The 26,172-nt window shown below is 70.0% G+C and carries 23 protein-coding genes; 13 read left to right on the plus strand and 10 right to left on the minus strand.

The annotated features are described in order from the left end of the window. Nucleotides 1–41: 41 nt before the first annotated feature. Both IWX89_RS13080 and IWX89_RS13085 read right to left on the minus strand, forming a co-directional pair. Nucleotides 42–257, minus strand: a complete 216-nt coding sequence (locus IWX89_RS13080; RefSeq protein ID WP_196903991.1) for a YbdD/YjiX family protein — start codon at nt 255–257, stop codon at nt 42–44. After that, complete coding sequence (locus IWX89_RS13085; protein WP_196903992.1) at nt 257–2,539, minus strand: carbon starvation CstA family protein; 2,283 nt, start codon at nt 2,537–2,539, stop codon at nt 257–259. Before IWX89_RS13085 ends, IWX89_RS13080 begins: the two co-directional genes overlap by 1 nt. A 157-nt stretch (nt 2,540–2,696) precedes the next feature. On the opposite strand from IWX89_RS13085, the gene IWX89_RS13090 reads away from it, so the two are divergent. Further along, nucleotides 2,697–4,082, plus strand: coding sequence for a glycine--tRNA ligase (locus IWX89_RS13090; protein ID WP_196903993.1), 1,386 nt, complete (start codon nt 2,697–2,699; stop codon nt 4,080–4,082). 151 nt (nt 4,083–4,233) lie between these two features. On the opposite strand, the gene IWX89_RS13095 is transcribed toward IWX89_RS13090, so the two are convergent. The 3 genes from IWX89_RS13095 to IWX89_RS13105 are packed head-to-tail and all read right to left on the minus strand — an operon-like array spanning nt 4,234 to nt 7,410. Beyond that, nucleotides 4,234–5,373 (minus strand): alcohol dehydrogenase catalytic domain-containing protein, encoded by a 1,140-nt coding sequence (locus IWX89_RS13095; RefSeq protein ID WP_196903994.1) that lies wholly within the window; start codon nt 5,371–5,373, stop codon nt 4,234–4,236. Continuing rightward, nucleotides 5,370–5,969, minus strand: a complete 600-nt coding sequence (locus tag IWX89_RS13100; RefSeq protein WP_196903995.1) for a GNAT family N-acetyltransferase — start codon at nt 5,967–5,969, stop codon at nt 5,370–5,372. The genes IWX89_RS13095 and IWX89_RS13100 overlap by 4 nt, the downstream gene beginning before the upstream one ends. 46 nt (nt 5,970–6,015) lie before the next feature. Next, nucleotides 6,016–7,410, minus strand: coding sequence for a glutamyl-tRNA reductase (locus tag IWX89_RS13105; RefSeq protein WP_196903996.1), 1,395 nt, complete (start codon nt 7,408–7,410; stop codon nt 6,016–6,018). 71 nt (nt 7,411–7,481) lie between these two features. Here IWX89_RS13105 and hemE point away from each other — a divergent pair, with 71 nt between their 5' ends. The 12 genes from hemE (at nt 7,482) to IWX89_RS13165 (ending at nt 18,048) form a co-directional block, all read left to right on the plus strand. Continuing rightward, nucleotides 7,482–8,639, plus strand: coding sequence for a uroporphyrinogen decarboxylase (hemE, locus tag IWX89_RS13110; RefSeq protein WP_196903997.1), 1,158 nt, complete (start codon nt 7,482–7,484; stop codon nt 8,637–8,639). Nucleotides 8,640–8,669: 30 nt separating this feature from the next. Continuing rightward, nucleotides 8,670–10,223: an NAD(P)/FAD-dependent oxidoreductase gene (locus tag IWX89_RS13115; RefSeq protein WP_196903998.1), complete on the plus strand. Its 1,554-nt coding sequence runs from the start codon at nt 8,670–8,672 to the stop codon at nt 10,221–10,223. A gap of 121 nt (nt 10,224–10,344) precedes the next feature. Next, nucleotides 10,345–10,719, plus strand: coding sequence for a hypothetical protein (locus IWX89_RS13120; protein ID WP_196903999.1), 375 nt, complete (start codon nt 10,345–10,347; stop codon nt 10,717–10,719). A gap of 37 nt (nt 10,720–10,756) precedes the next feature. Then, nucleotides 10,757–11,188: a phage holin family protein gene (locus IWX89_RS13125; RefSeq protein WP_196904000.1), complete on the plus strand. Its 432-nt coding sequence runs from the start codon at nt 10,757–10,759 to the stop codon at nt 11,186–11,188. Continuing rightward, nucleotides 11,178–11,498: a DUF3618 domain-containing protein gene (locus tag IWX89_RS13130; protein WP_196904001.1), complete on the plus strand. Its 321-nt coding sequence runs from the start codon at nt 11,178–11,180 to the stop codon at nt 11,496–11,498. The genes IWX89_RS13125 and IWX89_RS13130 overlap by 11 nt, the downstream gene beginning before the upstream one ends. An 83-nt stretch (nt 11,499–11,581) precedes the next feature. After that, complete coding sequence (gene hemQ / locus IWX89_RS13135) at nt 11,582–12,346, plus strand: hydrogen peroxide-dependent heme synthase (RefSeq protein WP_196904002.1); 765 nt, start codon at nt 11,582–11,584, stop codon at nt 12,344–12,346. Then, entirely contained in the window at nt 12,346–13,458 is a 1,113-nt protein-coding gene (locus IWX89_RS13140) for a ferrochelatase (protein ID WP_196904003.1), read from the plus strand. Before hemQ ends, IWX89_RS13140 begins: the two co-directional genes overlap by 1 nt. Beyond that, on the plus strand, nt 13,455–14,411 hold the full coding sequence (gene hemC / locus IWX89_RS13145) for a hydroxymethylbilane synthase (protein ID WP_307836558.1): 957 nt from the start codon (nt 13,455–13,457) through the stop codon (nt 14,409–14,411). Before IWX89_RS13140 ends, hemC begins: the two co-directional genes overlap by 4 nt. Then, entirely contained in the window at nt 14,411–15,202 is a 792-nt protein-coding gene (locus tag IWX89_RS13150; RefSeq protein ID WP_196904004.1) for a uroporphyrinogen-III synthase, read from the plus strand. Before hemC ends, IWX89_RS13150 begins: the two co-directional genes overlap by 1 nt. 111 nt (nt 15,203–15,313) lie before the next feature. After that, nucleotides 15,314–16,300 carry a porphobilinogen synthase gene (hemB, locus tag IWX89_RS13155; RefSeq protein WP_374220520.1) on the plus strand — a complete coding sequence of 329 codons (987 nt, stop codon included), beginning with the start codon at nt 15,314–15,316 and terminating at the stop codon, nt 16,298–16,300. After that, nucleotides 16,300–17,625 (plus strand): glutamate-1-semialdehyde 2,1-aminomutase, encoded by a 1,326-nt coding sequence (gene hemL, locus IWX89_RS13160; RefSeq protein ID WP_196904006.1) that lies wholly within the window; start codon nt 16,300–16,302, stop codon nt 17,623–17,625. Before hemB ends, hemL begins: the two co-directional genes overlap by 1 nt. Nucleotides 17,626–17,703: 78 nt before the next feature. Next, a complete protein-coding gene (locus tag IWX89_RS13165) occupies nt 17,704–18,048 on the plus strand; it encodes a hypothetical protein (protein ID WP_196904007.1) in 345 nt (114 codons plus the stop codon). Between the two features lie 4 nt (nt 18,049–18,052). Here the strand turns inward: IWX89_RS13165 and IWX89_RS13170 are convergent, their stop codons facing one another. The 5 genes from IWX89_RS13170 to IWX89_RS13190 form a co-directional block, all read right to left on the minus strand. Next, nucleotides 18,053–18,871, minus strand: a complete 819-nt coding sequence (locus IWX89_RS13170; protein ID WP_196904008.1) for a hypothetical protein — start codon at nt 18,869–18,871, stop codon at nt 18,053–18,055. A gap of 92 nt (nt 18,872–18,963) precedes the next feature. After that, nucleotides 18,964–21,522, minus strand: a complete 2,559-nt coding sequence (locus IWX89_RS13175) for a cell wall-binding repeat-containing protein (RefSeq protein WP_196904009.1) — start codon at nt 21,520–21,522, stop codon at nt 18,964–18,966. Between the two features lie 83 nt (nt 21,523–21,605). Beyond that, complete coding sequence (glmS, locus tag IWX89_RS13180; protein ID WP_196904010.1) at nt 21,606–23,387, minus strand: glutamine--fructose-6-phosphate transaminase (isomerizing); 1,782 nt, start codon at nt 23,385–23,387, stop codon at nt 21,606–21,608. Beyond that, a complete protein-coding gene (locus IWX89_RS13185) occupies nt 23,387–24,448 on the minus strand; it encodes an NAD-dependent epimerase/dehydratase family protein (RefSeq protein ID WP_196904011.1) in 1,062 nt (353 codons plus the stop codon). Before IWX89_RS13185 ends, glmS begins: the two co-directional genes overlap by 1 nt. A gap of 54 nt (nt 24,449–24,502) precedes the next feature. Further along, nucleotides 24,503–25,864 (minus strand): nucleotide sugar dehydrogenase, encoded by a 1,362-nt coding sequence (locus IWX89_RS13190; protein WP_196904012.1) that lies wholly within the window; start codon nt 25,862–25,864, stop codon nt 24,503–24,505. Between the last annotated feature and the right edge of the window lie 308 nt (nt 25,865–26,172).

Here is a 26,172-nt window from a genome sequence, read left to right on the forward strand (position 1 = left end):
GTTCGAGGCCCGTTTCCGGGCCAGGGGTCAGGCGTGCCGGTTCAGCAGCACCGTCCCTGCGGGTTGGTGTCCTGGCGGTCGGTCTGGTCGCGCCAGAACTCGCGCTCGGTCATCACCGGGGGAGCCTCGCCCTCGCCGGACCGGTGCCGGGACTCGTGGTGGGCCTTGTACTTGTCGTAGGCGTCTTCCCCCATGACACCCTTGACGAACCAGGCCAGGTCCCGCGCACCCTTCTTCAGGAGCTCGACGGTGTTCATCAGCGGTTCGACTTCGCTGATTTCTCCAGCCTGGCCTGGGCGTCCCAGCTGGCGCCGAGCTCCTTCTCGGCCGGTGTCGGCAGGAAGCCCGACGGGGCGAACATCTGCGACGGGACGGCCGGGTCTTCATTGGTGCCGAAGTCGCGGCCCTTCCACGAGCGCCAGGTGGCCTGGATCGCGGTCACCATGACGATGATCGCCAGCACGACGAAGAGCACCGACAGGATGCCCTGCACCATCGTGTTGCGCACGACGGCCTCCATCGCCGCGACGGTCTTCGCCGTGCCGAAGCTCGTCTCGCCGGCCGCCAGCGCCCCGGAGAAGGCCCGGTTCTGGGCGAAGTAGCCCACCGCAGGGATCGTGGAGAAGATCTTCAGGAACGACGCCGAGATGGTCACGACGGCGGCGAACGCCAGCGGCATGGCCACGATCCAGAGGTACTTGAACATGCCGCGCTTGGCGACGATGGCCATACAGACGGCCAGGGCGATGGCCGCGAGGAGCTGGTTGGCGATTCCGAAGAGCGGGAACAGGGTGTTGATGCCGCCGAGCGGGTCGGTGACTCCCATGATGAGCACCGCGCCCCAGGCCAGGACCATGATCCCGGTCGTGAGCCACGCGCCCGTGCGCCAGGAGGTGTTCTTGAACTTCGGGAAGAAGTTGCCGAGGCTGTCCTGGAGCATGAACCGCGCCACCCGGGTGCCGGCGTCGACGGCGGTCAGGATGAAGAGCGCCTCGAACATGATCGCGAAGTGGTACCAGAACGCCATCATGCCCTTGCCCCCTGCAACCTGCTGCATGATGTGGGCCAGGCCCACCGAGAGGGTCGGGGCGCCACCGGAACGGGAGACGATGGTGGCTTCGCCGACATCCTTCGCCGTCTGGGTGAGCATGTCAGGGGTCAGGTTGACGCCGGTCAGGCCGAGGCTGTTCACGAAGGTGACCGCTCCCTGGACGGTGCCGCCGGTGAGGGCCGCGGAGGAGTTCATCGCGAAGTAGATCCCGCGGTCGATCGACACGGCGGCCACCAGGGCCATGATCGCGACGAAGGATTCCATCAGCATCCCGCCGTAGCCGATGAACCGGGTCTGGCGTTCCTTCTCGATCAGTTTCGGCGTTGTGCCGGAGGCGATCAGGGCGTGGAAGCCGGAGAGGGCGCCGCAGGCGATCGTGACGAAGAGGAACGGGAAGAGTGAACCGCTCACGACGGGGCCGCCGTTGGCGGTGAACTCGCTGAAGGCCGGCACCGAGATCTCCGGGCGCACGATGACGATCGCGATCGCGAGCATCCCGATCGTGCCGATCTTCATGAAGGTGGAGAGGTAGTCCCGCGGGGCCAGCAGCAGCCAGACCGGCAGGATGGCAGCCACGAAGCCGTAGATGATGATGCCGATCGCGAGCGGAAGGGGGTCGACGTGGAAGAACGCCGCGCCCCACTCGGTGCTTGAGATCATCCCACCGCCGATGATGGCGGCCAGGAGCAGGATGAAGCCGATGATCGATACCTCGGTGACCTTACCGGGGCGGAAGAAGCGCAGGTAGCAGCCCATGAGCAGGGCGATCGGGATGGTCATCGAGACCGAGAAGACGCCCCAGGGGCTGGCCGCCAGGGCGTTGACGACGACGAGGGCGAGGATGGCCACGATGATGACCATGATGGCCAGGGTGGCGATGAGGGCGGCCGTGCCGCCGACCTTGCCGAGTTCGTCCCTGGCCATCTGGCCGAGGGAACGTCCGCCGCGGCGCATCGAGAAGAACAGCACGAGGTAGTCCTGCACGGCGCCGGCGAGGACCACGCCGACGATGATCCAGATCGTGCCGGGCAGGTAGCCCATCTGGGCGGCCAGCACGGGACCGACGAGCGGTCCGGCGCCCGCGATCGCGGCGAAGTGGTGGCCGAAGAGCACGCGCCGGTCGGTTGCGGCGTAGTCCTTGCCGTCGGCCTTGTACTCGGCCGGGGTTGCCCGCCGGTCATCGGGCTTGAGCAGGTGCTTCTGGATGTAGTTCGAGTAGAAGCGATAACCGATGAGGTACGTGCAGACGGCGGCGAAAACGAACCAGATGGCATTGACCGTCTCCCCGCGAACCACGGCCAGCATCACCCAGCTGAGGCCACCGAGCAGCGAGATGCCGCCCCAGAGGGCGATCTTCGCGGGGGTCCAGTGGGCCTCCTCCGCGTCGTGCGTGCTCTGGTCGAGGGCTACGGCCAGCAGGGCCGGATCCCGATCCAGCGTCCCCGCCCCCTCTGTCGACTCGTGTGGCGTGCGGGGCCTGGTGCCCATGATCTCTCCTTTGAGGTACCGCAAAGAATGCGGGATTCCTTAGCAAGGCTAACAGCGTGGCGGCGGAACGGAGGCAAACGCCTAAAATAGGCTCAGCGCCCGTTGGGTTCCCGCCCGCTCGCGACACACTTTCCCACCCTCGACCATTGGAGCCACCGTGGCCGCCCCCACCCGCCTCGATTCCGTCATCGCCCTCGCCCGCCACCGCGGGTTCGTCTTTCAGGCCGGTGAAATCTACGGCGGATCCCGCTCCGCGTGGGACTACGGGCCGCTCGGGGTGGAGCTCAAGGAGAACATCAAGAAGCAGTGGTGGCGGTTCATGGTCAACAGCCGCGAGGATGTGGTGGGCCTGGACTCCTCGGTGATCCTGCCCCGCAAGGTCTGGGAGGCATCCGGCCACGTCGAGGTCTTCAGCGACCCGCTGGTCGAGTGCACGAGCTGCCACAAGCGCTTCCGGGCCGACCACCTCGAGGAGGAATTCGAAGAGAAGAAGGGCCGCCCGCCCGAGGGCGGCATCGACGGCATCCCGTGCCCGAACTGCGGCAACCGGCACATCTGGACCGAACCGCGGGCCTTCTCCGGCCTGCTCAAGACCTACCTCGGCCCGGTCGACGACGAGGCCGGCATGAACTACCTGCGGCCGGAGACCGCGCAGGGCATCTTCGTGAACTTCGCCAACGTGCTGCAGGCCGCCAGGATGAAGCCGCCGTTCGGCATCGGCCAGATCGGCAAGAGCTTCCGCAACGAGATCACCCCGGGCAATTTCATCTTCCGCACCCGCGAGTTCGAGCAGATGGAGATGGAGTTCTTCGTCGAGCCCGGCATGGACGAGGAATGGCATCAGTACTGGATCGACCAGCGGATGGCGTGGTACACCGGCCTCGGCATCGACGCCGACAACCTGCGTTTGTTCGAGCACCCCGCCGAGAAGCTCTCCCACTACTCCAAGCGCACCGTGGACATCGAGTACCGCTTCGGTTTCAGCGGCAGTGAATTCGGCGAGCTCGAAGGCGTGGCCAACCGCACCGACTTCGACCTGAAGACGCACGCCGCGGCATCCGGCAAGGACCTGTCCTACTTCGACCAGACCAAGAACGAACGCTGGGTTCCCTACGTGATCGAGCCGGCCGCCGGCCTGACCCGTTCGCTGATGGCGTTCCTGGTCGACGCGTACCACGAGGAAGAGGTGCCGAACGCGAAGGGCGGGGTCGACAAGCGCACCGTGCTGAAGCTCGACCGGCGCCTGGCGCCGATCAAGGTCGCCGTGCTGCCGTTGTCCCGCAACGAGGCGCTCTCGCCGATGGCCAAGGCGCTCGCCGCGCGCCTCCGCGAGTCGTGGAACGTGGACTTCGACGACGCCGGCGCGATCGGCCGCCGCTACCGTCGCCAGGATGAGATCGGCACGCCGTACTGCGTCACGGTCGACTTCGACTCGCTCGAGGACCAGGCCGTCACCGTGCGCGACCGCGACACCATGGCGCAGGAGCGCGTGCCGCTGGACAAGCTCGACGCCTACCTCGCCGAGCGCCTCCGCGGCGCGTAGCCCGGGCCGGGGCCCGCGGCTCAGCCGCGGGCTCAGCCGCGGGCTCAGCCGCGGGCTCAGTCGCGGAGAAAGCACCGTCCGCGGAGAAAGCACCTTCGCCAGGTGTCGAATTCAGGAGAATCCGGCCTCAGGGCACCCGGCGCCCCCGGAACTACGGGGCAGATCGGGCCGGCCCGGCCGGTTTTCCTGAATTGGGGACACGGCCTGAAGCGAACGCGCGGGGCACGGTGCGGGGCGGGGCGGGGCGCGGGGCGACCTCGATCAGGGTGACGCCGGCCGTGGGCACCGGGTCCGACATCGCCGCGACGGCGGCCGGCGCCTCGGCGAGGGTGATCCTCCGGCTGATCAGGGTCTCGGGGCGCAACCGGCCCGATTCGACCAGGGCGAGCAGCGCCGGGTAGTCGGCGGCGGGCATCCCGTGGCTGCCGAGCACCGTCAGCTCCCGGGCGATGACGTCGCCGAGGGGCATCCGCGGGTCCTCCGCCAGCAGGCCGATCTGCACGTGGCGACCGCGGGCGGCCAGAGAGCGGATGGCGATGGAGACCGTGTTCTCCCGGCCGAGCGCCTCGACGCTGACCTGCACGCCCGCGCTCCCGGCGGCGGCGCGGATACGGGCGAGAACCACCTCGTCGTCCAGGCCGGAGGAGTCGACCGTGTGCGCGGCTCCGCACCGGACGGCCGCGCCGAGGGCCACCTCGCTGACGTCCACCGCGATCACCGTCGCGCCCAGGGCGGCGCCGATCATCACCGCGGAGAGCCCCACGCCGCCGCAGCCGATGACGACGAGCGTCTCACCGGCAGCCAGGCGGGCCTGATGAGCCAGACCGCGATAGGCGGTGGCGAACCGGCAGCCGAGCAGGGCGGCCGCGCCCGCGTCGAGACCGTCCGGCACGGCGATGAGATTGACGTCGGCGTGGTGCAGCGCGACCAGTTCGGCGTAGGAACCCCAGTGGGTGAAGCCCGGCTGGGTCTGGTTGCGGCAGACCTGGGCGTTTCCCGCCGCGCAATCCGGGCAGTCCCCACAGGCGCAGACGAACGGAACCGTGACGCGCTGGCCGACCCGGAACCGGCGCACCAGGGGTCCGACCGAGTCGATCACCCCGACGAGTTCGTGGCCCGGAACGTGGGGCAGCGCGATTCCGGGGTCGTGCCCCAGCCAGCCGTGCCAGTCGCTGCGGCAGAGGCCGGTCGCCTCCACCCGCACGACGACGCCCGTCGAGGAGGCGACCGGGTCGGGCACTTCCCGCAGTTCGGGCAACTCGCCGAAGCGGCCGAACCAGACCGCCTTCATCGCGATGCCGGCCGGTCGCGGGCAAGGATCGCGAACACCTGCAGGTCGGACCACTCGCCCGTGAAGAACTCGTTCTCAACGAAGTGCGCCTCGAGGCGCATCCCCAGCCGCAGGCACAGGGCGGCGGATGCCTCGTTCCGTGGATCGAGTTCGGCGAACACCCGGTGCGCGCCCAACTCCCCGAACGCGAGGTCGAGCAGGGCGCCGGCGGCTTCGGTGGCGAGGCCCTGGCCGTGCCAGTCGGGGTGGAAGACCCAGCCGACCGCGACCTGGGCGTGCTCCCGGCTCGTGAGGAACACGCTGAGGTCGCCGATCACGGGCCCGGGCGCTCCGTCCGCGCCGAGGAGTTCCGCGGCGAGGATGAGAGCGTCGCCGTCCTCGGCCAGCCGGGTGAACCCGGCCCGTGTGATGGTGTGCTCCCGCGACTCCTCGGGGCTCCGGACCGGCCACGGCAGGTACCGCACCACGTCGGGCAGGCCCTGGTAGGCGGCGACGTCCTCGGCGTCGGACGCGGTCAGCGGGCGGAGCAGCAGGCGCCGGGTTCGGACCGGGTGGGCGTCGAACGGGAACGCGCCGAGCAGCCCCGGTTCACTCATGACGGCCGGCGCACGAGGGCGGCCGCCGCGTCACGAGGACGGCCTGTCATGAGGCGGTGGGGGCGATCCCGACGTCGTCCGGGGTGGCGGAGACGGCGGGCAGGTCGACCTGGATGCCGAACATCGCGTCGAGGCCCGTCAGGAACGCGGCTTGCTCGCCGGCTCGCGCGAGTTCCCTGGAGCGCACCATCGGAGTGTGCAGGAGCACGCTGGCCAGGTGCCGCAGCGCCGCCTCGGTCTGCTCGCTGGAGTCGCTGCGGCGGCGGGCCCGCTCGATCTCCGCGTCCAGGATGCCGAAGATGTGGCTGCGGAGGGCGACGACGGCCGGGGCGAGGCTCTGCTCCTCGGCGACGGCGGAGAACTTGCGGGCGGCCCGTCCGACGAGGAGGCGCGCGTCGCTGGTGGCATTGAGCTCTTCGAGCGGGGCGTGGATGCGGATGGTCTCGAGGTCGAGCAGCTCCACCCCGGCCAGCTCGGTCACATCGGGGTCGACGTTGCGCGGCAGGCCGAGGTCGATGATCAGCCGCTGCGGAGCCTCCGGTGACACGGGGGCCTCTGGAGCGAGCGAAGACCCGGGCGCCTCGCCGACGGGGCAGGGGGTCGCCGGCGGTGCGGCATCCGCCTGGGCCCCACCCTGGGCGCGCCCGGCCCGGAGCAGTGCGGCAGTGATCACGTGGTGCTCGACGGTCGTGCAGGTGAGGATGAGGTCGGCGCTCGCGGCCGCCACGGCGAAGTCCGACTCGGCGACCGCGGTGATCTGGTGCGAGGATGCGAACTTGCGGGCGCGGCCCGAGGGGGAGTAAACCCGCACGTTCTCGGCGCCGAGGTCGCGCAGCGCCGCCAGGGAGGCCCCGGCGTAACGACCGGTTCCGACCAGCAGCACCTGGGTCTCGGTCCAGTCGGGGATGCGGCTTTCGGCCAGTTCGAGGGCGAGCCGCACGAGCGAGCGGCCGGCGGCTCCGATGCCGGTGCGGTTCTTGATCCCGCGCGAGGTCTGCGACGCGCGCTGGAAGAGGCGCTCCAGTTCGGGGCTCGTGGTGCCCACCTGCCGGGCCTGTTCGAGTGAGCGCCGCACCTGGCCGGCGATCTCGCCCTCGCCGACGACGACGGATTCGAGGCCGCTGGTGACGGCGAAGAGATGTTCGGCCACGGTGTTGCCGTGCACGAGTTCGAGGGTGTCCCGCAGCACCTCGGCGGCCACGCCGGTGCTCGCGCTGACGCCGTCGATCGCGGCACGCACCGCCGAGAGGGGAGAGGTTCCGGTGGGTTCGTCCAGGTCGAGGTAGGCCTCGAAGCGGTTGCAGGTGGCCACGACGACGGCCCCGACCAGGGCCGGGTGGCGCTCCAGGATGCCGGTCGCCGCGTCGTCCGCACCGACAGACAACCGCTCCAGCACGTCGAAGCTGGAGTTCTTGTGGCTGGCGGACAGGCAGATCAACACCGTTGGAGTCTACTTTGCGATTCTGGGGGTCGAATCGCCCGGGTGTGTGAAGTTTGACAGAATTGAGACAAATGAACCTTGACGCGCAACACCCCCTCGCATCCGGACTCACCGCCGACGCCCGTCTCATCCGGGCCTACCAGGGCACCCGCCCGGAGGTGACCCCCGTCTGGTTCATGCGCCAGGCCGGCCGCTCCCTGCCCGAATACCGTTCCCTCCGGGTGGGCACCCGGATGCTCGACGCCTGCCTCGACCCCGAGATGGCCAGCGAGATCACCCTGCAGCCGGTGCGCCGGCACAACGTCGACGCGGGCATCCTGTTCAGCGACATCGTGATCCCGCTCAAGCTGGTCGGCGTCGACGTCGAGATCGTCGCCGGGATGGGCCCGGTGCTCGGCAAGGCCGTGCGCACGGCCAAGGACGTCGCCGAGCTGACCGCCCTCGACCCGGCCGTGCTCGACACGAGCCTCGCCCCGATCCGCCAGGCGGTCGCGCGCACGGTCGCCGAGCTCGGCGAGACCCCGCTGATCGGCTTCGCGGGAGCCCCGTTCACCCTGGCCGCCTACCTGGTCGAGGGCGGACCGTCGAAGGACCACATCAACGCCCGCACCCTGATGCACGCCGACCCCGACGCCTGGGCCGCCCTGATGGCCTGGACCGCCGAGGTGACCGGCCGGTTCCTGCGCGCGCAGGTGCTGGCCGGGGCCAGCGCCGCCCAGCTCTTCGACTCCTGGGCCGGCGCCCTGTCGCTGGACGACTACACCCGGTACGTCGCGCCGGCATCCGCTGCGGCTATCGCGCACGTGCGCGACCTCACCTACACCGAGAACGGCGTCCCCACGGATGCCGACCAGACCGGCGAGGAGACGGCCACGCGCCGCAACGTGCCGGTGGTGCACTTCGGGGTCGGCACGGGGGAGCTCCTCAAGGAGATGCACGGGGTGGGCGCCGACGTCGTCGGAGTCGACTACCGGGTGCCGCTGGATGAGGCCAATCGCCGCCTCGGCGGAGTGGTTCCCGTTCAGGGCAACATCGACCCGGCCCTGCTCGCCGCGCCGTGGCCCGTGCTCGAGGCGCACGTGCTCGACGTGCTCGAGCGCGGCCGCACCGCGCCGGCCCATGTGCTCAACCTCGGCCACGGCGTCCCGCCGCTGACCGACCCGAACGTGCTCACCCGGCTGGTCTCGTTCGTGCACGAGCTCGGTGCCTCCGCCCCGGTCGCGTCCTGACCGTTCGCCGACCCGGGAGCTGAGAAGCACATGCAGGACGTCATCGTCATCGGCGGGGGTGTGGCCGGCCTCGTAGCGGCCAGGGCGTGCGCCCGGGTCGGCCTCACGGTGACCGTGCTCGAGGCCACGCCCGCGGTGGGCGGGGCGGTCGCACGCCACGAGGTCGCCGGGCTGACCCTGGACAGCGGGGCCGAGAGCTTCGCGGTGCGCCGCAACGCGGTCGCGGAGTTCGTCGACTCGCTCGGCCTGACCGGCGACGTCGTCGCGCCGAACCCCGCGGGCGCCTGGCTGCACCTGCCTGACGAGGGCCCGGGCGGCGGGTCGATCAGCGTCCCCCTGCCCCAGGCCGGGGTGCTCGGGATACCGGGTTCCCCGCTGGCCGACGACGTGCGCCGTGTGATCGGCTGGAGCGGCGCCTGGCGCGCGTACCTCGACCGGCTGATGCCGGTGCTCACGATCGGCCGCGAGCACAGCCTGGGCGACCTCGTGCGCAAACGGATGGGCCGCCGCGTGCTCGAACGGCTCGTCGAGCCCGTCACCGCGGGGGTCTATTCCTCCGCGGCGGATGACCTCGAGATCGACGTCGTCGCCCCTGGACTGAACGCCGCCCTGACCACGGCCGGCTCGTTGTCGGGCGCGGTGCTGTCCCTGCGCTCCGCGGCCCCGGCCGGCTCCGCCGTGGCGGGCCTGCGCGGCGGCATGTCCCGGCTGGTGGCCGCGCTCGTGGCCGACCTCGACCATTTCGGGGTCGAGATCGTGACGGATGCCCCGGTCACGACCCTGCAGCGCGCCGGTGTGCCCGATGAAGCCGGTGTGCCCGATGGCGCCGGTGTGACCGACGACGGAGCGCAGACCTGGGTCGTGCGGCAGGGGGTGCCGGCCGAGGTCCCGGCCGCGGATCAGCCGGACGGTTCCGCTGCCGAACCCGCCGAACCCGCCGCACCGCCCGCGACCCGCGACCGGGAGGCCCGCTTCGTGATCCTCGCGACCCCGGGCGCCCCGGCGCTTCGCCTGGTCTCCGGCCTCAGCCCCGAACTGGCAGCACTCGCCGGGCTCGACTGGCCGCAGACCACCGCGGTCGAACTGGCCACCATCGTCCTCGACGCGCCCCAGCTGGACGCGCACCCCCGGGGAACGGGAGCCCTCGTCGCGGCCGGCACCCCCGGCGTGACCGCCAAGGCGCTCACCCACGCGACCGCGAAGTGGGACTGGCTCGCCGAGGCGGCCGGACCGGGGCGCCACGTCATCCGTCTCTCCTATGGCCGGGCCGGTGCGGCCGGCCCGACGGTCGACCTGTCCGACCCTGAGCTGCTCGCCCTCGCCCTGCGGGATGCGTCGGCCATCTTCGGAGTCGACCTCGACGCCGGCTTGGTGCGCGGTTTCGCCCGCACGGTGTGGGGCGACGCCCTGTCGCCGGCGACCATCGGGGCGCCCGGCCGGGTGCGTCAGGTGCGCGCGGCAGTCGAGGCGACGCCCGGGCTGGAGCTGAGCGGCGCCTGGCTGGCCGGCACCGGGCTCGCATCGGTGATCCCCGATGCCCTCGCGGCCGCCGGCCGGGTCAGGCACGCGGCGCTCGGCATCTGAGCGGCCGGCCCGGAGTCTGGGAATCGCCCGGACAACCAGGGCCGCTCCGGCTTCACCCTGCGCGTGAACCCGTGGAGGGATACGCTGGTGAGATACATGAACCTCGAGGAATGGAGTGACAATGCGGGGAAAGCTTCTCTTCATCACAGGTGGGCTCGTGGGCTATGTCCTGGGCGCCCGCGCCGGACGCAAGCGCTACGACCAGATCGTGGCTGCCGCTGAGAACCTGTGGAGTGCCCCGCCCGTGCAACGCCGTGTGACCGAGGTGCGCGACTTCGCCCTCGAACGGGTCGGCGACGTGCCATCCGCTTTGTTCGATGCCGGCAAGAAGATCGTCACGGCCGTGCAGGCCAGGACCACCGGGCCCAGGGATGCCGGCGGCACCGCGTACAGCCCTGCCACCCCCGCGGCAACCAAACCCGCCGCGGCGACGCCCGCGACCACGTCCCCGGCGAAGGCCGCCGGGACGCCCGCGTCCGACGACGCCACCAGGTAACAGTCGCGCACTCCAAGGGAACGAAGGAAGGGCAGCTGTGAGCAACAGCGGATTCAACCCGAATGGTTTCAACCCCAGGACGAAGCGATCGCTCGTCGTGCTGCTCGGTGAGCTGCCCGGCCAGATCATCGCCCTCGTCAAGGCGGAACTCGATGCCTTCAAGGCCGAGGTGGCCGGCAAGGCGAAGAACATCGGACTCGGCATCGGCCTGTTCGCCGTGGCCGGCGTCTTCGCCTTCCTCGCCGTGATCGTGCTGATTGCGCTCGCCGTGATCGCCCTCGCGCTCGTGCTGCCGCTCTGGCTCGCCACGCTGATCGTGGCGGTGGCGCTGCTGCTGATCGCGGCGCTCCTCGTCCTCGTCGGGGTGAACCGGGTGAAGGCCGGCACGGCCCCCGATCCAGAGGGAATCGCGGCAAGCATCCGGCACGACGTTGACGCGTTCAAGGGAGTTGGCGAGTATGAGCACTGAAGACAAGACCACGACCGGGAGCCAGGCGAAGACGGTCGCCGTCACGGGTGAAGCCACCGTTCATCGCTCGAAGGCAGAACTGCGCGCCGACGCGATGACGGCCAGGGCGGAACTCGCGCGCACGCTCGATGCGATCGAGTACAAGCTCAACCTGCCCAAGCAGCTCCGCTACCGGGCGCGGTTGCTCAAGCTCCGGCTGTACCGCCTCGGCGAGGACAACCCGGCCGCTCTGGTCGGGATCGCGGTCGCCGCCGCCCTCGTCGCCGGCGCGGCGGTCTGGCTCGGCGTGAAGGCCGCGCAGGACCGCTGAACCACCGCCGGGAACACCGGCGCGCCGGCGGGTTCGGGGCGCGTCTTTTGGCTCTGGTCGCAAAGAAGTAGAGACTAGTACTCATGACTCACCCGGCTGCCGGAGAGGCAGTAAACCCACTCCACCCGACCAGTCCCGCCGAGACCCCGTCAGCGGCCGACGCCTCTGCGGGATCCCCCCAGGGGTTCACGCTGTTCACGGTCCTGCGCAAGGACCCGAGCAACCCGGATGACCTCGACGGCCGGGACGTGCCGCACGCCGTTCTCGAGCTCGATGACGTGGTTGCGCTCGTCGAGGCGGAGGGCGTCACCGTGCGTGGCTTCTATGATGTCTCCGGGCTGCGCGCGGACGCCGACGTGATGATCTGGACCCACGCGCCCGAGGCCGAGACCCTGCAGTGGGCCAACCGGGAGCTGCGCCGCAGCCGCCTGCTCAAGAGCCTGCTCCCCACCTGGAACGCGATGGGCGTGCACCGGGACGCCGAGTTCAACAAGAGCCATGTGCCCGGCTTCCTCCGCGGGGTGGAACCGAAGGGCTGGCTGACGGTCTACCCGTTCGTGCGCAGCTACGAGTGGTACCTGCTCCCCGAGGCCGAGCGGAGCGCCATGCTCGCCGACCACGGCCGCAAGGGCGCCGCCTACCGCGGCGCGATCGCCAACACGGTCTCCGCGTTCGCCCTCGGCGACTACGAATGGCTCCTGCCGATCGAAAGCGACGAACTCACCGAACTCGTCGACCTCATGCGGGGCCTGCGCGAGACCGAAGCCCGCCGGCACGTCCGCGAGGAGATCCCGTTCTACACCGGACGCCGCATCGGCACGGCCGAACTCGTCGAGGTGCTGCAGTAGTGGCGCGCTACGACGCCGTCCTGCTCGCCGGATTCGGCGGGCCGGAGGGCCAGGACGACGTGATCCCGTTCCTGCGCAACGTCACGCGCGGCCGCGGCATCCCGGAAGAGCGCCTCGAAGAGGTGGCCCACCACTACCGCCACTTCGGCGGGATCAGCCCGATCAACAACCAGAATCGCGTACTCAAGGCGGCCCTCGAGGTCGAGCTGGCCGGCCGTGGAATCGACCTGCCCGTGCTCTGGGGCAACCGCAACTGGGGCCCGTACCTGCGCGATGTCGTCGCCGAGGCGCACTCCAACGGCCAGGACCGGCTGCTCGCCATCGCCACCAGCGCGTACAGCTCCTACTCCGGCTGCCGCCAGTACCGCGAGGACTTCGCCGAGGCGCTGTCCGTGAACGGCCTCGAGGGCATCGTGCAGATCGACAAGGTGCGCCAGTTCTTCGACCACCCCGGCTTCGTGATGCCGTTCATCACCGGCGTCCGAAAGGGCCTGGCGGAGGTCGCCGCCCATATCCCCGGCATCGACCTGGCCACCGAGGTGGAGATCCTGTTCTCCACCCACTCCATCCCCATGACGGATGCCGCCAAGAGCGGGCCGACCGCCCTCGGCTTCGGTGAAGGCGGCGCCTACAAGGCCCAGCACCTGGCCGTCGCGCAGGTCGTCATCGACGGCGACTCCGTCGCGGAGCCGATCCAGAGCCCGTGGCAGTTGGTCTTCCAGTCCCGCAGCGGGCCGCCGAGCATGCCGTGGCTCGAGCCCGACATCAACGACGCCATCGCGCTGCTGCCGGCCCGGGGCATCCGTGCCGTCGTGATCGTGCCGCTCGGCTTCGTGAGCGACCACATGGAGGTCATGTGGGACCTCGACAACGAGGCAACGGAAACCGCCAGGGAACACGGCCTGTTCTCGGTGCGTGTGCCCACCCCCGGCGTCGACCCGGCCTACGTCAGCGGACTCGTCGACCTTGTCCTCGAGCGCCTGACCGACGTGCCCGTCGACGAGCGCCCCGCGATGACGGACCTCGGCCCCTGGTATGACGTGTGCCGCCCCGGCTGCTGCGAGAACGTGCGCCTCGGATTCAAGCCTGCCGTCGCGGGGATGGCACCGTGAGTGCTGCCATTCGCGTCGGCACCCGCGGGAGCGCCCTCGCCCTCGCGCAGACGACGCAGATCGCCAACCGGATCGCCGCGGCGGCGGGCGCCGAGGTCGAGATCGTCCAGGTCACCACCCACGGGGACACGTCCACCGAACCGTTGTCGAGCCTCGGCGGAACCGGCGTGTTCGCCAGCGCCCTCCGCGAGTCCCTCCTCGCCGGGGAGTGCGATCTCGTCGTGCACTCCTTCAAGGACCTGCCCACCGCCGCCTACGAGGGCCTGGCCATCGGGGCCACCCCTAAGCGAGCGGATGCCCGCGACGTGCTCTGCGCCCGTGACGGCTTCACCCTCTCCACCCTGCCCCAGGGCGCGCGGGTCGGCACCGGGTCGCCGCGACGGGTGGCGCAGCTGCGCTCGGTGCGCCCCGACCTCGAGGTCGTCGACCTCCGCGGGAACGTCGACACCAGGCTGGGTCGCGTGGTGGAGGGCGACCTCGACGCCGTCGTGCTCGCGGCCGCCGGTCTCGGCCGGCTCGGACTGCTGACCACCTTCGAGCCGGAGTTCCTCGAGCTGTCCGCCTGGCCGACCGCGCCGGGCCAGGGTGCCCTGGCGATCGAGGTGCGCTCCGGCCGGCTGGACCGCACGCTGGTCCGGGCGCTGGACGCGATCAACCACGCCACGACCCAGGCCACGACGACGGCCGAACGGCTTGTGCTCGCGCACCTCGAGGCAGGGTGCGCCGCGCCGATCGGCGCGATGGCCGCCATCGACGACGGTCTCCTCTTCCTCACCGCGACGGTGTACAGTCCAGATGGTGCCAAAAGCGTCGTGAGCTCGCATGCCGCGACGCCTGAATCCTTTTCCATTGCACACCTGGTCGACGCCGCCCAGGACGTCTCAGAACGTGTGGCCCGAGACCTGCTGTCCGGCGGTGCTGCCGACTTCGCCCCGATGAAGGTGACTTCGTAATGACCTGGCGTTACAAGACCAAACCGAACCTGACCAAGCCGTTGACCGGCTGGCGCGTCCTGGTGCCCCGCGGCGGGCCGTGGGGCGACCACGTCGCGGCCGACCTGCGCGCCAAGGGGGCGCAGCCGATCGTCGCGCCGATGATCAACTTCGCGGCGACCGATGACGCACCCGCACTCGAAGAGGCGCTGGCCAGGCTCGCCGACGGCGACTTCGACTGGATGACCGTCACCAGCGCCACCACCGTCGACGTGCTGTCCTCGCACCGGGCTGTCGTCGCCCCCGGAACCCGGATCGCGGCCGTCGGCGAGACCACCGCCGCTGCCCTGATCGCGGCCGGGTATCGCGTCGACATCGTGCCCTCGGAGGACAATTCGGCCCGCGGCCTCCTGTCCGAGTGGGAGGCGGCGACCCAGGGAGTCGTGCCGCTGCGCATCCTCACCCTCCGGTCGGAGATCGCCAAGCCGCTCCTCACCGAGGGGCTGCGCCGGATCGGCCACGAGGTGGAATCGGTCGTCGCCTACCGCACCATCGGCGTGCCGGTCGACGAGCGGGTCGTGGCCGACGTCGCGGCCGGCCGGGTGCAGGCGCTGCTCGTTACCTCGGGGAGCGTCGCCCAGCAGGTGCAGGACCAGCTCGGACCGGTCCCTGAGACCACCATCGTCGCCTGCATCGGACCGCGCACGGCGAAGGATGCCGCGGCGATCGGGCTGCGGGTCGACGTCGTCGCCGACGCGCCGAGCGCCGAATCCTTGATCGAGGCCCTGGTTCAGGTCGCGCTCTCCCGCTGAGCCGGTCACCTCCCTCGCCGAACTGAGACTTGGGCTCGGTTCCGGGCCCCGCAAGGGTGCACAGGTCACAGTTCGCCGAGGCTCGGCCGGGCGACGTAGGGTTGACGAGTGATAAACCCCGTCATCCGCCCGCGACGGTTGCGCACCACACCCGCGCTCCGTCGCCTGGCCAGCGAAACCCGCCTGAACCCCTCCGAGCTCGTCCTGCCGATGTTCGTGCGGGAAGGCACCGGCGCAGCCGTGCCGATCCAGTCGATGCCGGGGGTCGTGCAGCACACCGTCGACAGTGCCCGGCGTGCCGTCGCCGAGGCGGCGGAGGCCGGCATCGGCGGGATCATGCTCTTCGGTGTGCCTGATGTGCGCGATGCCATCGGCACGGGTGCGACCGACCCTGACGGCATCCTCAACGCGGCCACCCGGGCGCTCGTCGCCGAGGTCGGCGACGCCCTCGTCGTTCAGACCGACCTCTGCCTGGACGAGTTCACCGACCACGGGCACTGCGGGGTGCTCTCCGTCGACGGCACCGTCGACAATGACACCACTCTCGAGCGCTACCGCGAGATGGCGCTGGTGCAGGCTGCCTCCGGCTCGCAGCTGCTGGGCCTCAGCGGCATGATGGACGGCCAGGTGGCCGCCGTGCGCGAGGCGCTCGACCAGTCCGGTTACGTGGACACCGCCGTGCTCGCCTACTCGGCCAAGTACGCGTCGGCCTTTTACGGGCCTTTCCGCGACGCGGTGGAGTCCACCCTGGTCGGTGACCGCCGCAGCTACCAGCTTGACCCGGCCAACCGCCGGGAGGGCGTGCGCGAGGCCCTCCTCGACATCAGCGAGGGTGCCGACATCGTCATGGTCAAGCCGGCCGGCAGCTACCTCGACGTACTGGCCGACGTCTCCGCCGTCAGTGACATTCCCGTCTGGGCATATCAGGTCTCCGGCGAATACGCGATGATCGAGGCCGCCGCCGCCCACGGCTGGATCGACCGGCGCCGCGCGATCGAAGAGTCCGTCCTCAGCATCCGTCGTGCCGGGGCGGATGCCGTGCTCACCTACTGGGCCGTCGAACTGGCCGACTGGCTCAACGAGAGGCCCGCCCGCTGATGACCCACAACGACGATCTGTTCGCGCGCGCCCAGCGCGCCATCCCCGGCGGGGTCAACTCTCCGGTGCGCGCCTTCCGCTCGGTCGGCGGCACCCCCCTGTTCCTGGTCAAGGCCAAGGGCGCCTACGTCACCGACTCCGACGGGCGCGACTACGTCGACCTGGTCAGCTCCTGGGGTCCGGCCATCCTCGGCCACGCCCACCCCGGCGTCGTGCAGGCGGTGCAGGATGCCGCCGCCCTCGGGCTGTCCTTCGGCGCCTCGACCCCCGGCGAGACGGTGCTGGCCGAACTGATCGAGGCCCGGGTCGGCGCGGTCGAGAAGCTCCGCCTGGTCTCGACCGGCACGGAGGCCACCATGACGGCCATCCGCCTGGCCCGCGGCTTCACCGGACGTGACCTCCTGATCAAGTTCGCCGGGCACTACCACGGCCACTCCGACGGGCTGCTCGCCCAGGCGGGCTCCGGCCTGGCCACCCTGGCCCTGCCCGGCTCGGCCGGCGTGACGGCGGCGACGGCCGCGCAGACCCTCGTGCTGCCCTACAACGACCTCGCCGCCGTCCGGCTGGCCTTCGAAGCCCACCCCGGCCGGATCGCCGCCGTGATCACGGAGGCCGCCGCCGCGAACATGGGCGTCGTGGCCCCGGATCCCGGCTTCAACGCCGCCCTCACCGAGCTCGCCCACGAGCACGGCGCGCTGCTCATCATCGACGAGGTGCTGACCGGCTTCCGAGTCGGACCGGCCGGCTTCTGGGGACTCGAGAACGCGGGCGACCAGCCGCGCTACAGCCCCGACCTGTTCACCTTCGGCAAGGTCATCGGCGGCGGACTTCCGGTGGCGGCGCTCGGCGGCCGGGCCGAGGTCATGGACCACCTCGCCCCGAACGGCCCGGTCTACCAGGCCGGCACCCTGTCGGGGAACCCGGTGGCTGTGGCCGCGGGAATCGCCACGCTGCAGGCGCTCGACGCGGACGTCTACGCCAAGCTCGACGCCACGGCCCTGCGTCTCTCCGGTGCGGTGTCGACCGCGCTGAGCGCCGAAGGCGTCGCGCACAGCGTGCAACGCGCCGGCAGCCTGTTCAGCTTCGTGTTCGGCGAGGAGGCAGCGACCTCGGCCCCGCGCGACTACGCCCAGGTGCAGCGCCAGGAGGCCTTCCGGTACGGGCCGTTCTTCCACTCCATGCTCGACCAGGGTGTTTCCCTGCCCCCGTCGGTGTTCGAGGCGTGGTTCGTGTCGGCCGCCCACGACGAGGCCGCGATCGAGTGGATCGTCGACGCGCTGCCCGCCGCAGCGAAGGCGGCCGCCGCCGCCACGGCGATGGTGTGAGCATCCGACCGCGGGGACGTTATTCCTTTGTGAGGAACCGACAAACCGATTTCCACCCGGAACAGGCAGACTAGGAGCATGGCTTCCCTGCGCGTTCACCCTGACCGGCTTGAGATCCACCTCACGAAGGCAGAGAAGACCCTCTCGCTTCGGCGAGAGGACATCGTCGTGCAGCGGGAGAACATCCGTTCGGTGGCCATCACCGACGACCCGTGGATCTGGATCCGCGGCATCCGGGCACCCGGGCTCGAGGTGCCGTTGGTGCTCGCGGTCGGCACCTGGAAGTTCCATGGCGGCAAGGACTTCCTCGCCATCAAGCGCAAGCGCCAGGCCGTCGTGATCGACCTGGTCGAAGAGGATTTCGCGCGGGTCATCCTGACCACCAACCACGCACCCGACCTGATCGCCTCGCTCAAGCTCTGACTCGTCAGCGCACCCCGCTGGTGGTGACGATCGTCGTCCACGGCCCGGGCGGCACATCGGAGAATTCGACGAACTGCCAGTCCACGGTGTCGTCCTCGCCGTTGATGTCGGTGAAGCGCAGGCACCCGTTCAGCGCGGGGGAGACGTCCATTCCGGCGCCGTTGAACTTCTTGTTGGCGGGGCGCCGGTCGTCGTGCCCGAAGACGTACGCGGCGTCGTGGTACTGGCCGGGGCCGGCATCCTGGATCTGCCCGTAACAGGTGTGACCGTTCGCACGGATCCGCACCCAGCGGTTCTTCATCAGGCTCATCCTGTCGTTGCCCGCCGAGCCCGCATAGGCGGGATCCCCGGCCCAGGGGATGACCTTCTCACGTGAGGCGAAGGCCTTCGGGTCGTTGAGATCGTCGAACGGCAGGTCGAGGTAGAACGGGTTCTCCAGCGGGGTCATCGTCGTCGGGAAGAACCCGTTGGCCGCGGACCTCGCCTCGGTCTGGCAGTCGTTCTCGGTGAGGATGCCGTCGCAGCCGCCGTAGCTCTCCATCCAGCCCGAGTCGTAGGTGGAGTAGACCTGGCTGCCGTCGGAGGCGTTCGGGTCGAACACCTCGCCGACCCAGAACGTCGTCGACACGATGCCCGTGTGCCAGGGGTAGGTTCCGCCGCTCGGCGTGGAAGCGGCGGGGCTCGGCGAGCCCGGCTCGCCGGTCCCGCCGAGCCGGACGATGATGTTCGGCGCGGCCAGGAGCAATCCGAGGCCAGCGACGATGGCAGCTGCGACGACGATGATCCGGCGGCCCCGGTGCGACTCGCTGTGTGGTGAGGTCATGCCTGGAACTTCCCTTCCGCGCAGTGGTCGGCGCCGCCGAATCCTCGACGGCGCCGACCACTAGTGATGTGCAGGACTTCCGAGCAACGGCGTTATGGGCAGGACGTCATGCTCAGCACATTTGGCCCGAGTGCAGGGGGCCCGCCAAACAGCACCACCTTCGTGGCACCCAACCGCTGGATCTCGGCGAGTGCGGTCTTGTCGAAGCACTCGGTCGGGCTCAGGTAGAGCGGTGAGTCCTTCCCGCCTGCGACGGCTCCGCCGACCAGGGCGTCCGGGAAGTTCTGCCCCGTAGCCACGTAGGCCGTGTCGCTGGTGAGGAACGCGTCCTGATTGATGGCTGCGGCCGTGCCGTAGCGGTTGGACCCGGCATTGCGCTTGACCGTGGTCACGCCGGTAACCGCCTTCGCCGCTGTCTCGATACCTGTGCTCACGGCCGTCGGGGCGCCGGCGATTCTCACCGTCGTGGCGCCCAGGGTTGTCAGCAGCGAGCCGGTGGCCGCGTCGAGTGTGGTTGCTGCCCCCGGAACCAGGATGATCGGCCCGCCGAAGTGCGCTGCGGCCGGCCCGGCCGCCACGGCGTCAGGGTAGTTCTCACCGGTCGCGAGGTAGGCTGATTTCGCTCCGCCCGCCCCGAATGCGTCCAAGGCGATCGCCTGTGAGGTCGCGTACCGGTTTGCCCCGGCGACACGCACGACGGGCGCGATTGCAGCCAACTGGGCGACCACGGCATCCGACACGACGACCGTGCTTCCGACGACCACGATCTTGCCTGGCTTGAGCCGCCCGATCTCCGTCAGCACGGCCGCGGGCACGGCGGCCTGCGGCGTGAGCAGCACGGGTGACTGGAAGTGCGCGGCAGCCGGTGCGGCGCTCAGGGCGTCGGGGAAGTTCTCCCCGTTCGCCACGTACACCCTCGCGACACCAGGGAGGAAGTTCGCCACGGAGACTGCCACCGCAGTGGAGTAACGGTTAGGTCCGGACACCTGAGTCGCCGTGACCGTACCGTTGGCGATCGGCGCCGTCGCGGCCGAGACGACTGGCAATGGAGTGAAGCCGGTGGCCGAGCCGGTCACCCGGACGGAAATCGCCTTGCCCAGGTCTGCCGCGACCAGCGTGTAGGTGGCCGCCGTCGCACCGACGATATCCGTGCCGGCCCTCAGCCACTGGTAAGTGAAAGTCGTCGTGGTCGGGGTCCATGCTCCGGGAACGGCCGTCAGGATCTGGCCCACCGTCGCGGTCCCGGTGATCGTCGGGGTGGCCGGAACGAGAATGCCGGGCGCGGTTGCGGCGTCGTAGAGGGCGTAGTCGTCGCTGACCAGGGTGCCGTTCGTGATCAGGTTCAATCCGAAACTGATCCCGGTTGTACCCGGGGGGATGACCGCTGTGGTCGCCACCGCCTGCGCGAACGTGGCACTGGCCAGGAACTGCGTGCTCGAGGTCCAATAGGCCCAGACACCGACACCGTTGCGCAGGTAGACGTCGAACTGGGTGGGTACGGTCGAGGTGTACCACGCCCTCAGGGAGTATGTCTTGCCGGGTGTCACGGTGGGCGCACAGTCTCCGAGGTCCTGGGTGACGATGGCCTTGGCATCGCCGCTGGTCAAGCCGGAGACGACCAGTTGTTCAGCTGCCAGGCCCGTGTGGGCGGTGGTCACCGTGGAGAACGTCGCGGTATTGGTGCCGAAGCCTCCCTTCTGCCAGCACCTCGGCATCCCCGCCGTGCCCGCGTCCTCGAACCCGGGGTTCTGGACCCCGTTCACGCCCGGACCGGCCTCGGGCACCACTGTGGTGCCCGCGAGGGGCTGTACGACGCCGCCGATGACGTCGCCGACCGTCTTGACCGTCGTGTTGTTGGTCGCGCTTCGCGCCGCCAGCCAGGTGGCGAAATCAGAGAAGATGGTCGGGGTCGTCGTCAGGGTGGGGTCACAGCCGCTGGCGCAGATGTGGTGGAAGGTCAGCTGCAGCCATCCGCCGGTCGTCTCCGCATTCGTGACGGATTTTTGCAGATCGGCGAGGCTCCAGCTGGAGTCCACCTCGTCGGGCGCCCGGGTCGCATACGGGTCGGCCGGCGTGAACGATTCCGAGAAGCCGCAGCCCACGCAGCTCGGCAACCCGAGGCTCTTACCCTCGATGTCGCCGAGGCCGCGGGCGCTGTTGAAACCGCAGCCCTTCACCGCCGTCTCCAGCGCCGGGGTCACCGTCGCGAACGGGTAGGCGAAGCTCCTCGTCGGGATTGACCATTCGGCCAGGGTCGCCCGGCCCTGACAGATCTGTCGAATCGCCTCCGTTGGCGTGAGGGTGGCGAGGTCGGGGTGGTTGACGGTGTGGCCTCCGATTTCGTGCCCTCCCGCAACCATGCTGGCCAAATCGGCCTGTGTGAGGTAGCCGGGAAGGCCGACCCACCCGGTCGGCACATAGAACGTCCCCTTGAGTCCGAGCTGGTTCATCGTGGTGACGGCGGTGGTCTGGTCGGCATTTGCGTCATCGAAGGTGAGGCTGACGACCGTGGTGGGGCCGACCGGTGCCGCCTTGATGATGGGTCCGACCGCTTGCGCGGGCGTGCTGCCCAGCGCGACGGCGAGCCCCACCCCGGTCAGGACGGCGGTCCACCGCAGCAGTGCGCCGCGACTTCTGGAAGTGATATTCATGGTGGAATCGCTCCTTCTTCGGTGGTGCAATCGGGTGCATTCGGGTGTTGCCATGTGGTGCAGGTGCAGGTGCGGGGGCAGTTTCAGTCGACGGTGACCGATTTGGCCAGGTTCCGGGGTTTGTCCGCGTCGAAGCCGAGATCGACGGCGAGGCGGAGCGCGAGCAGTTGGAGCGGCACGACGGCCTCGAGCGGACCGCACGGTGCCAGTGCGGACAAGGGCGTCTCGATCCGGCTGCCCGGCCGGCCCACGGACAGGATCAGCCCGCCGCGAGCACGGACCTCGGAGATGTTCCCGGCCAGCCGGGGGTCACCGTCGTCGACGATCACCACGGGGGTGCCGGTCTCGACCAGGGCGAGCGGCCCGTGCTTGAGCTCACCGGCCGGGTAGGCCTCTGCCCACCGGTAGGTCAGCTCCTTCAGCTTGAGCGCCCCCTCCGCGGCGTACGGCACGGCCGCGCCGCGGCCGAGAAAGAGGAATCCGCTGGCGTGCCTGACCTCCTCGACAAGTCCCGGAAGCTCCCGGTGGGCGGCGAGGGCCGCCGCGGCAAAACGCTCCGGGATGCCGTAGAGGTCGTCGACGAGGCTCCGCGCGTCGTGCCTGGTGATCCGGCCCGACGCCACGAGGGAGGCGATCACGAGGCCCGTGCCGACCAGTACCTGGCAGACGAACGTCTTTGTGGCGGCGACCCCGATCTCCGGGCCGGCCGAGCAACTCAGCACCGCGTCGACCTTCCGGGCGAGGGTGGAATGCACGTTGTTGACCAGGGCGAGGACGGGAGCGTCCTCCGGGCCCTCGTCGATCGCCCGGAGGACGTCCGCGGTCTCCCCGGACTGGCTGATCGCCAGGGTCAGGGTGCCCGGTTCGATCACGGTGCCCGCGGCCTCGCTGGCCACGACCATGCTGTGCGCCTGCCCGCCCAGCCGGCTCAGGCCGGCGCCGATGATGGCCCCGGCATTCAGCGACGTCCCGCAGCCGATCACCCGAAGGCGTTGGAACGGCGGCAGGCCCAGGCCGGTCCAGAGGGTGCCGTCCGCGACACTCCGGCCGATCCCCTCGATCACCCTGGCCGCGGCCTCAGGCTGCTCGTCGATTTCCGAATTCATGTGATCGTCCTGGTCGAGCAGGCTGAAACTCGCCCGCGGAGGGCGCATGATCGGCGGTGGCGCAAGGGAGGGGATGCCCGCCCGGGTCCAGGCCAGATCCTCCGAGACTTCGACGACGTCGCCGTCGCCGAGGATCCGGTATTCCTCGACCCAGTCGGAGATGGCCGAGATGTCGCTGGCGAGGAAGGTTCCCTCCGCCGAGCGCGCCACCAGCAAGGGCGACCTGTGGGCCGCGGCGACCATTCGGCCGGTCAGGCCGTCGAGCACGACCACCGCCCAGGACCCGGTCAGCTGTTCGGCACTCTGGCTGACCGCGGTGAGGAGGTCGCGGGTCACCTTCAGCCGGTCCTCGACGAGGTGGCAGATGACTTCGCTGTCCACCTCTGAGGCGAAACTGTGCCCCGCCCCCTCGAGTTCGGCGCGCAAGGGTCCGGCATTGTCCAGGATGCCGTTGTGAACGACGCTGAGACGCCGGTCGCAGTCCTGGTGCGGGTGGGCGTTGGTGACGCAGACGCCGCCGTGGGTGGCCCAGCGAGTGTGGCCGATGCCGATTCCGCCGAGCGCCGGACCGTCCCACGCCCGGACGAGGCCATTCAGCGCATCCACCCGCTCGGTAGTCCTGAACAGGGCTGTGCTGCCGTCGGCGGCCGACACGGCGATCCCCGCGGAGTCGTAGCCGCGATACTCGAGCAGTTTCAGGCCCGTGATCAGATAGCCGGGAGCCGCTGTCGTGGTCCGGCAGCCGATGATGCCGCACATCAGCGGGCATCCGTCCGAGGCGCGCCACCGGCAAAGGCCAGTGCGTCGCCGGAGGCATCGTGGGAGGAACCTCCGAGGGTCATGGCCTCGTTCCCGGCGCCTCCCGGCGTCGCCGCGCCGGCCACGTTCCGGATGACCTCGTCGAGCGGGGTCAAAGGTTCGAAGGCCACAAGCTCGCGGGCGAGGCCGTTGTTGGGCACGCGTCGCCTCATGTCCTCGTAACCGGGGGCGTAGGCCTCGTCGTAGGGGATCAGGGTGATGCTGCTCTCGCTGTCGAGGACGTCGATGACCCGCTCGGCCAGGCCGAGGATGGAGATCTCCTGGGATCCGCCCATGTTCACCGCCCGACCGTAGGCGGCAGGAGTCTCCGCGAGTCGGACCAGAGCCGGCACGATGTCGCCGACGTAGGAGAAGCAGCGGGTCTGCCGCCCGTCGCCGAACACGGTCAGCGGCTCGCCCCGCTGGGCCTGGCCGACGAGGTTCGGGAAGACCATCCCGTAGCGCCCGGTCTGGCGGGGGCCGACGGTGTTGAACAGCCGCACGATGGCGACCCTCAGCCCGTATTCGGTCCAGTACGCGTGCGCGAAGGCCTCGTCGATCCCCTTGGCTCCGGCATAGGTCCAGCGTGACTTCAGGGCGGAGCCGAGGATGCGATCGGCCTCCTCGTCCAGGCTGTCGGCGGTGTTCTTGCCGTAGACCTCGCTGGTCGACGCGAGGAGCAGGATGGCACCGGCGGCCAGGGCCGCGTCGAGCACGTTCTCGGTGCCGTGGATGTTCGTGCGCAGGCTGGTCAGCGGCTCCTCGACGATCAGCTTGACGCCGACGGCCGCGGCCAGGTGGAACACCCGATCGCTGCCGGCCACGACCTGGCCGACCAGGGCACGGTCGAGGATCGATCCCTGAACGAACCGGAATCGGGGGTTGTCGCTGACCGAGGCCAGGTTGCGCAGGGACCCGGTGGACAGGTCGTCGAGCACGACGACCTCATCCCCCTGGCCGAGCAGGTATTCCGTGAGGTGACTGCCGATGAACCCGGCGCCGCCGGTGATGATTGACTTCAAGAGGTGCTCCGATCGTGGGGTGTGACTGTCCTGGTGTGGCGGGGCGCGCGGGGGTTAGAGCAGCACGCGCTGGGGGAAATCGGAGCGGCGGTACGTGGTGTCGAGGAGGACCTGGTCAGGCGTGAGCCAGGACCATTCGACTGCGGCGTGGTCGGTGTGCAAGAGCACGAGATCGGCCCGGAATGCGGCGGGGTTCACGACGCCGGTGAGCTCGGAGCCGTCCCTCAACGTCAGCGACTCGAAGTAGGGGTCGTGGTACGCGACCTGGCTGCCGAGGCTCTTCAGGAGGCTGAGGATCTCGAGCGCCGGGGACTCCCGGAGGTCCGCGACGTCGGGCTTGTAGGACACCCCGACGACCAGGATTCGCGCGCCGAAGAGCGCCTTGCCCTGGTCGGCGAGCGTCTGGCGCACACGCTCAACCACTCGGCGCGGTCGGCCGGCGATCTCGGCCATGGCGTGTTCGATCACCGGCGAGTCGATGTGCTCCTTGCGCAGCTGCCAGAGCAGGTAGTGCGGGTCACAGGGGATGCAGTGCCCGCCGACGCCGGGGCCCGGGTAGAACGGCATGAAGCCGTACGGCTTCGTCTTGGCGGCCTCGATCACCTCCATCACCGGGAGCCCCAGGGTCAGGCACGCCTCGGCGAATTCGTTCGCGAGCGCGATGTTCACGGCACGGAAGGTGTTCTCGAGCAGCTTGCTCATCTCCGCAACCTCGAGTGAGCTGACATCGTGCACATTGCGGGCATAGCGGCCGAGCAGGAGGGCGCCAGCGCGCTGGCAGGCCTCGGTTGCCCCGCCCACCACGCGCGGAACATCCTCATGGGCGAACCGGTCATTGCCCGGGTCGATCCGCTCAGGGCTGAACGAGACGAAGATGTCACGGCCAGCGACGAGACCCCGCTGGAGGAGGGGCTTCACCAGCAGGTCCCGGGTGCAGCCGGCATAGGTAGTGGACGTGAGCATGACCAGCTGGCCGGGAATCGCCGCCTCCACGACCATTGAGCAGGCGCCGCGGAGGATCGCGAGGTCCGGGGTCAGATGCTCGTCCACCGGGGTCGGCACGCAGATGACGACTGCGGCGGCATCGGCCAGCAGGAACGTGTCGCCCGAGATGACGAAATCGTCTCCGGCCATGGCAGTCGCCAGGCGCTCCCGGTCCGAATCCAGAAGGTCGGCTTCGCCGTTTCGGATGATGTTCAGCCGGCGTTCGCTGACATCGATGCCGAGAACCCGTGCTCCGGCGGCGTGCAGCGACAGCGCCGTGGGCAATCCCACATAGCCGAGGCCGACGATCGCGACGTCGTAATCGAATTGGGTCCGGGGGATGACCGGGAGGAACTGCGTGTCGGGAAGGGTGCGCTGCCGGTCGCGGTGCACGAGGGAGACGGGACGTTCGGCGACGAAATCGATGGACATTCCAGATCCTTTGTTCGGGTTAAGGAGAATGCTCGAGGTGGATCACGCAGGAGGGGCCAGGCCGGGTTTCGGGAGGTCAGGCGCCCACACGCGTCCGGGTTGGGTATGCCCGGAAGTTCAGTCTCGGCATCCCCTCGGCGGGCAGGCAACCGTTCGGACGGACTGTGCGGGTTCGCGCGGGCATCCCGCAGCCGGGTGTGGTTAACCGCAGCACCCGCTCGTAGCAGCCGATCCACGCGGCGTGTACGGTCGGACCACCGGTGCCGTCGAAACGGCGCGATCCGGCTGCCGCGCCGACCCACGGCGCC

It is taken from the genome of Cryobacterium sp. MP_M3, from assembly GCF_015752155.1.
Lineage (GTDB): Bacteria > Actinomycetota > Actinomycetes > Actinomycetales > Microbacteriaceae > Cryobacterium.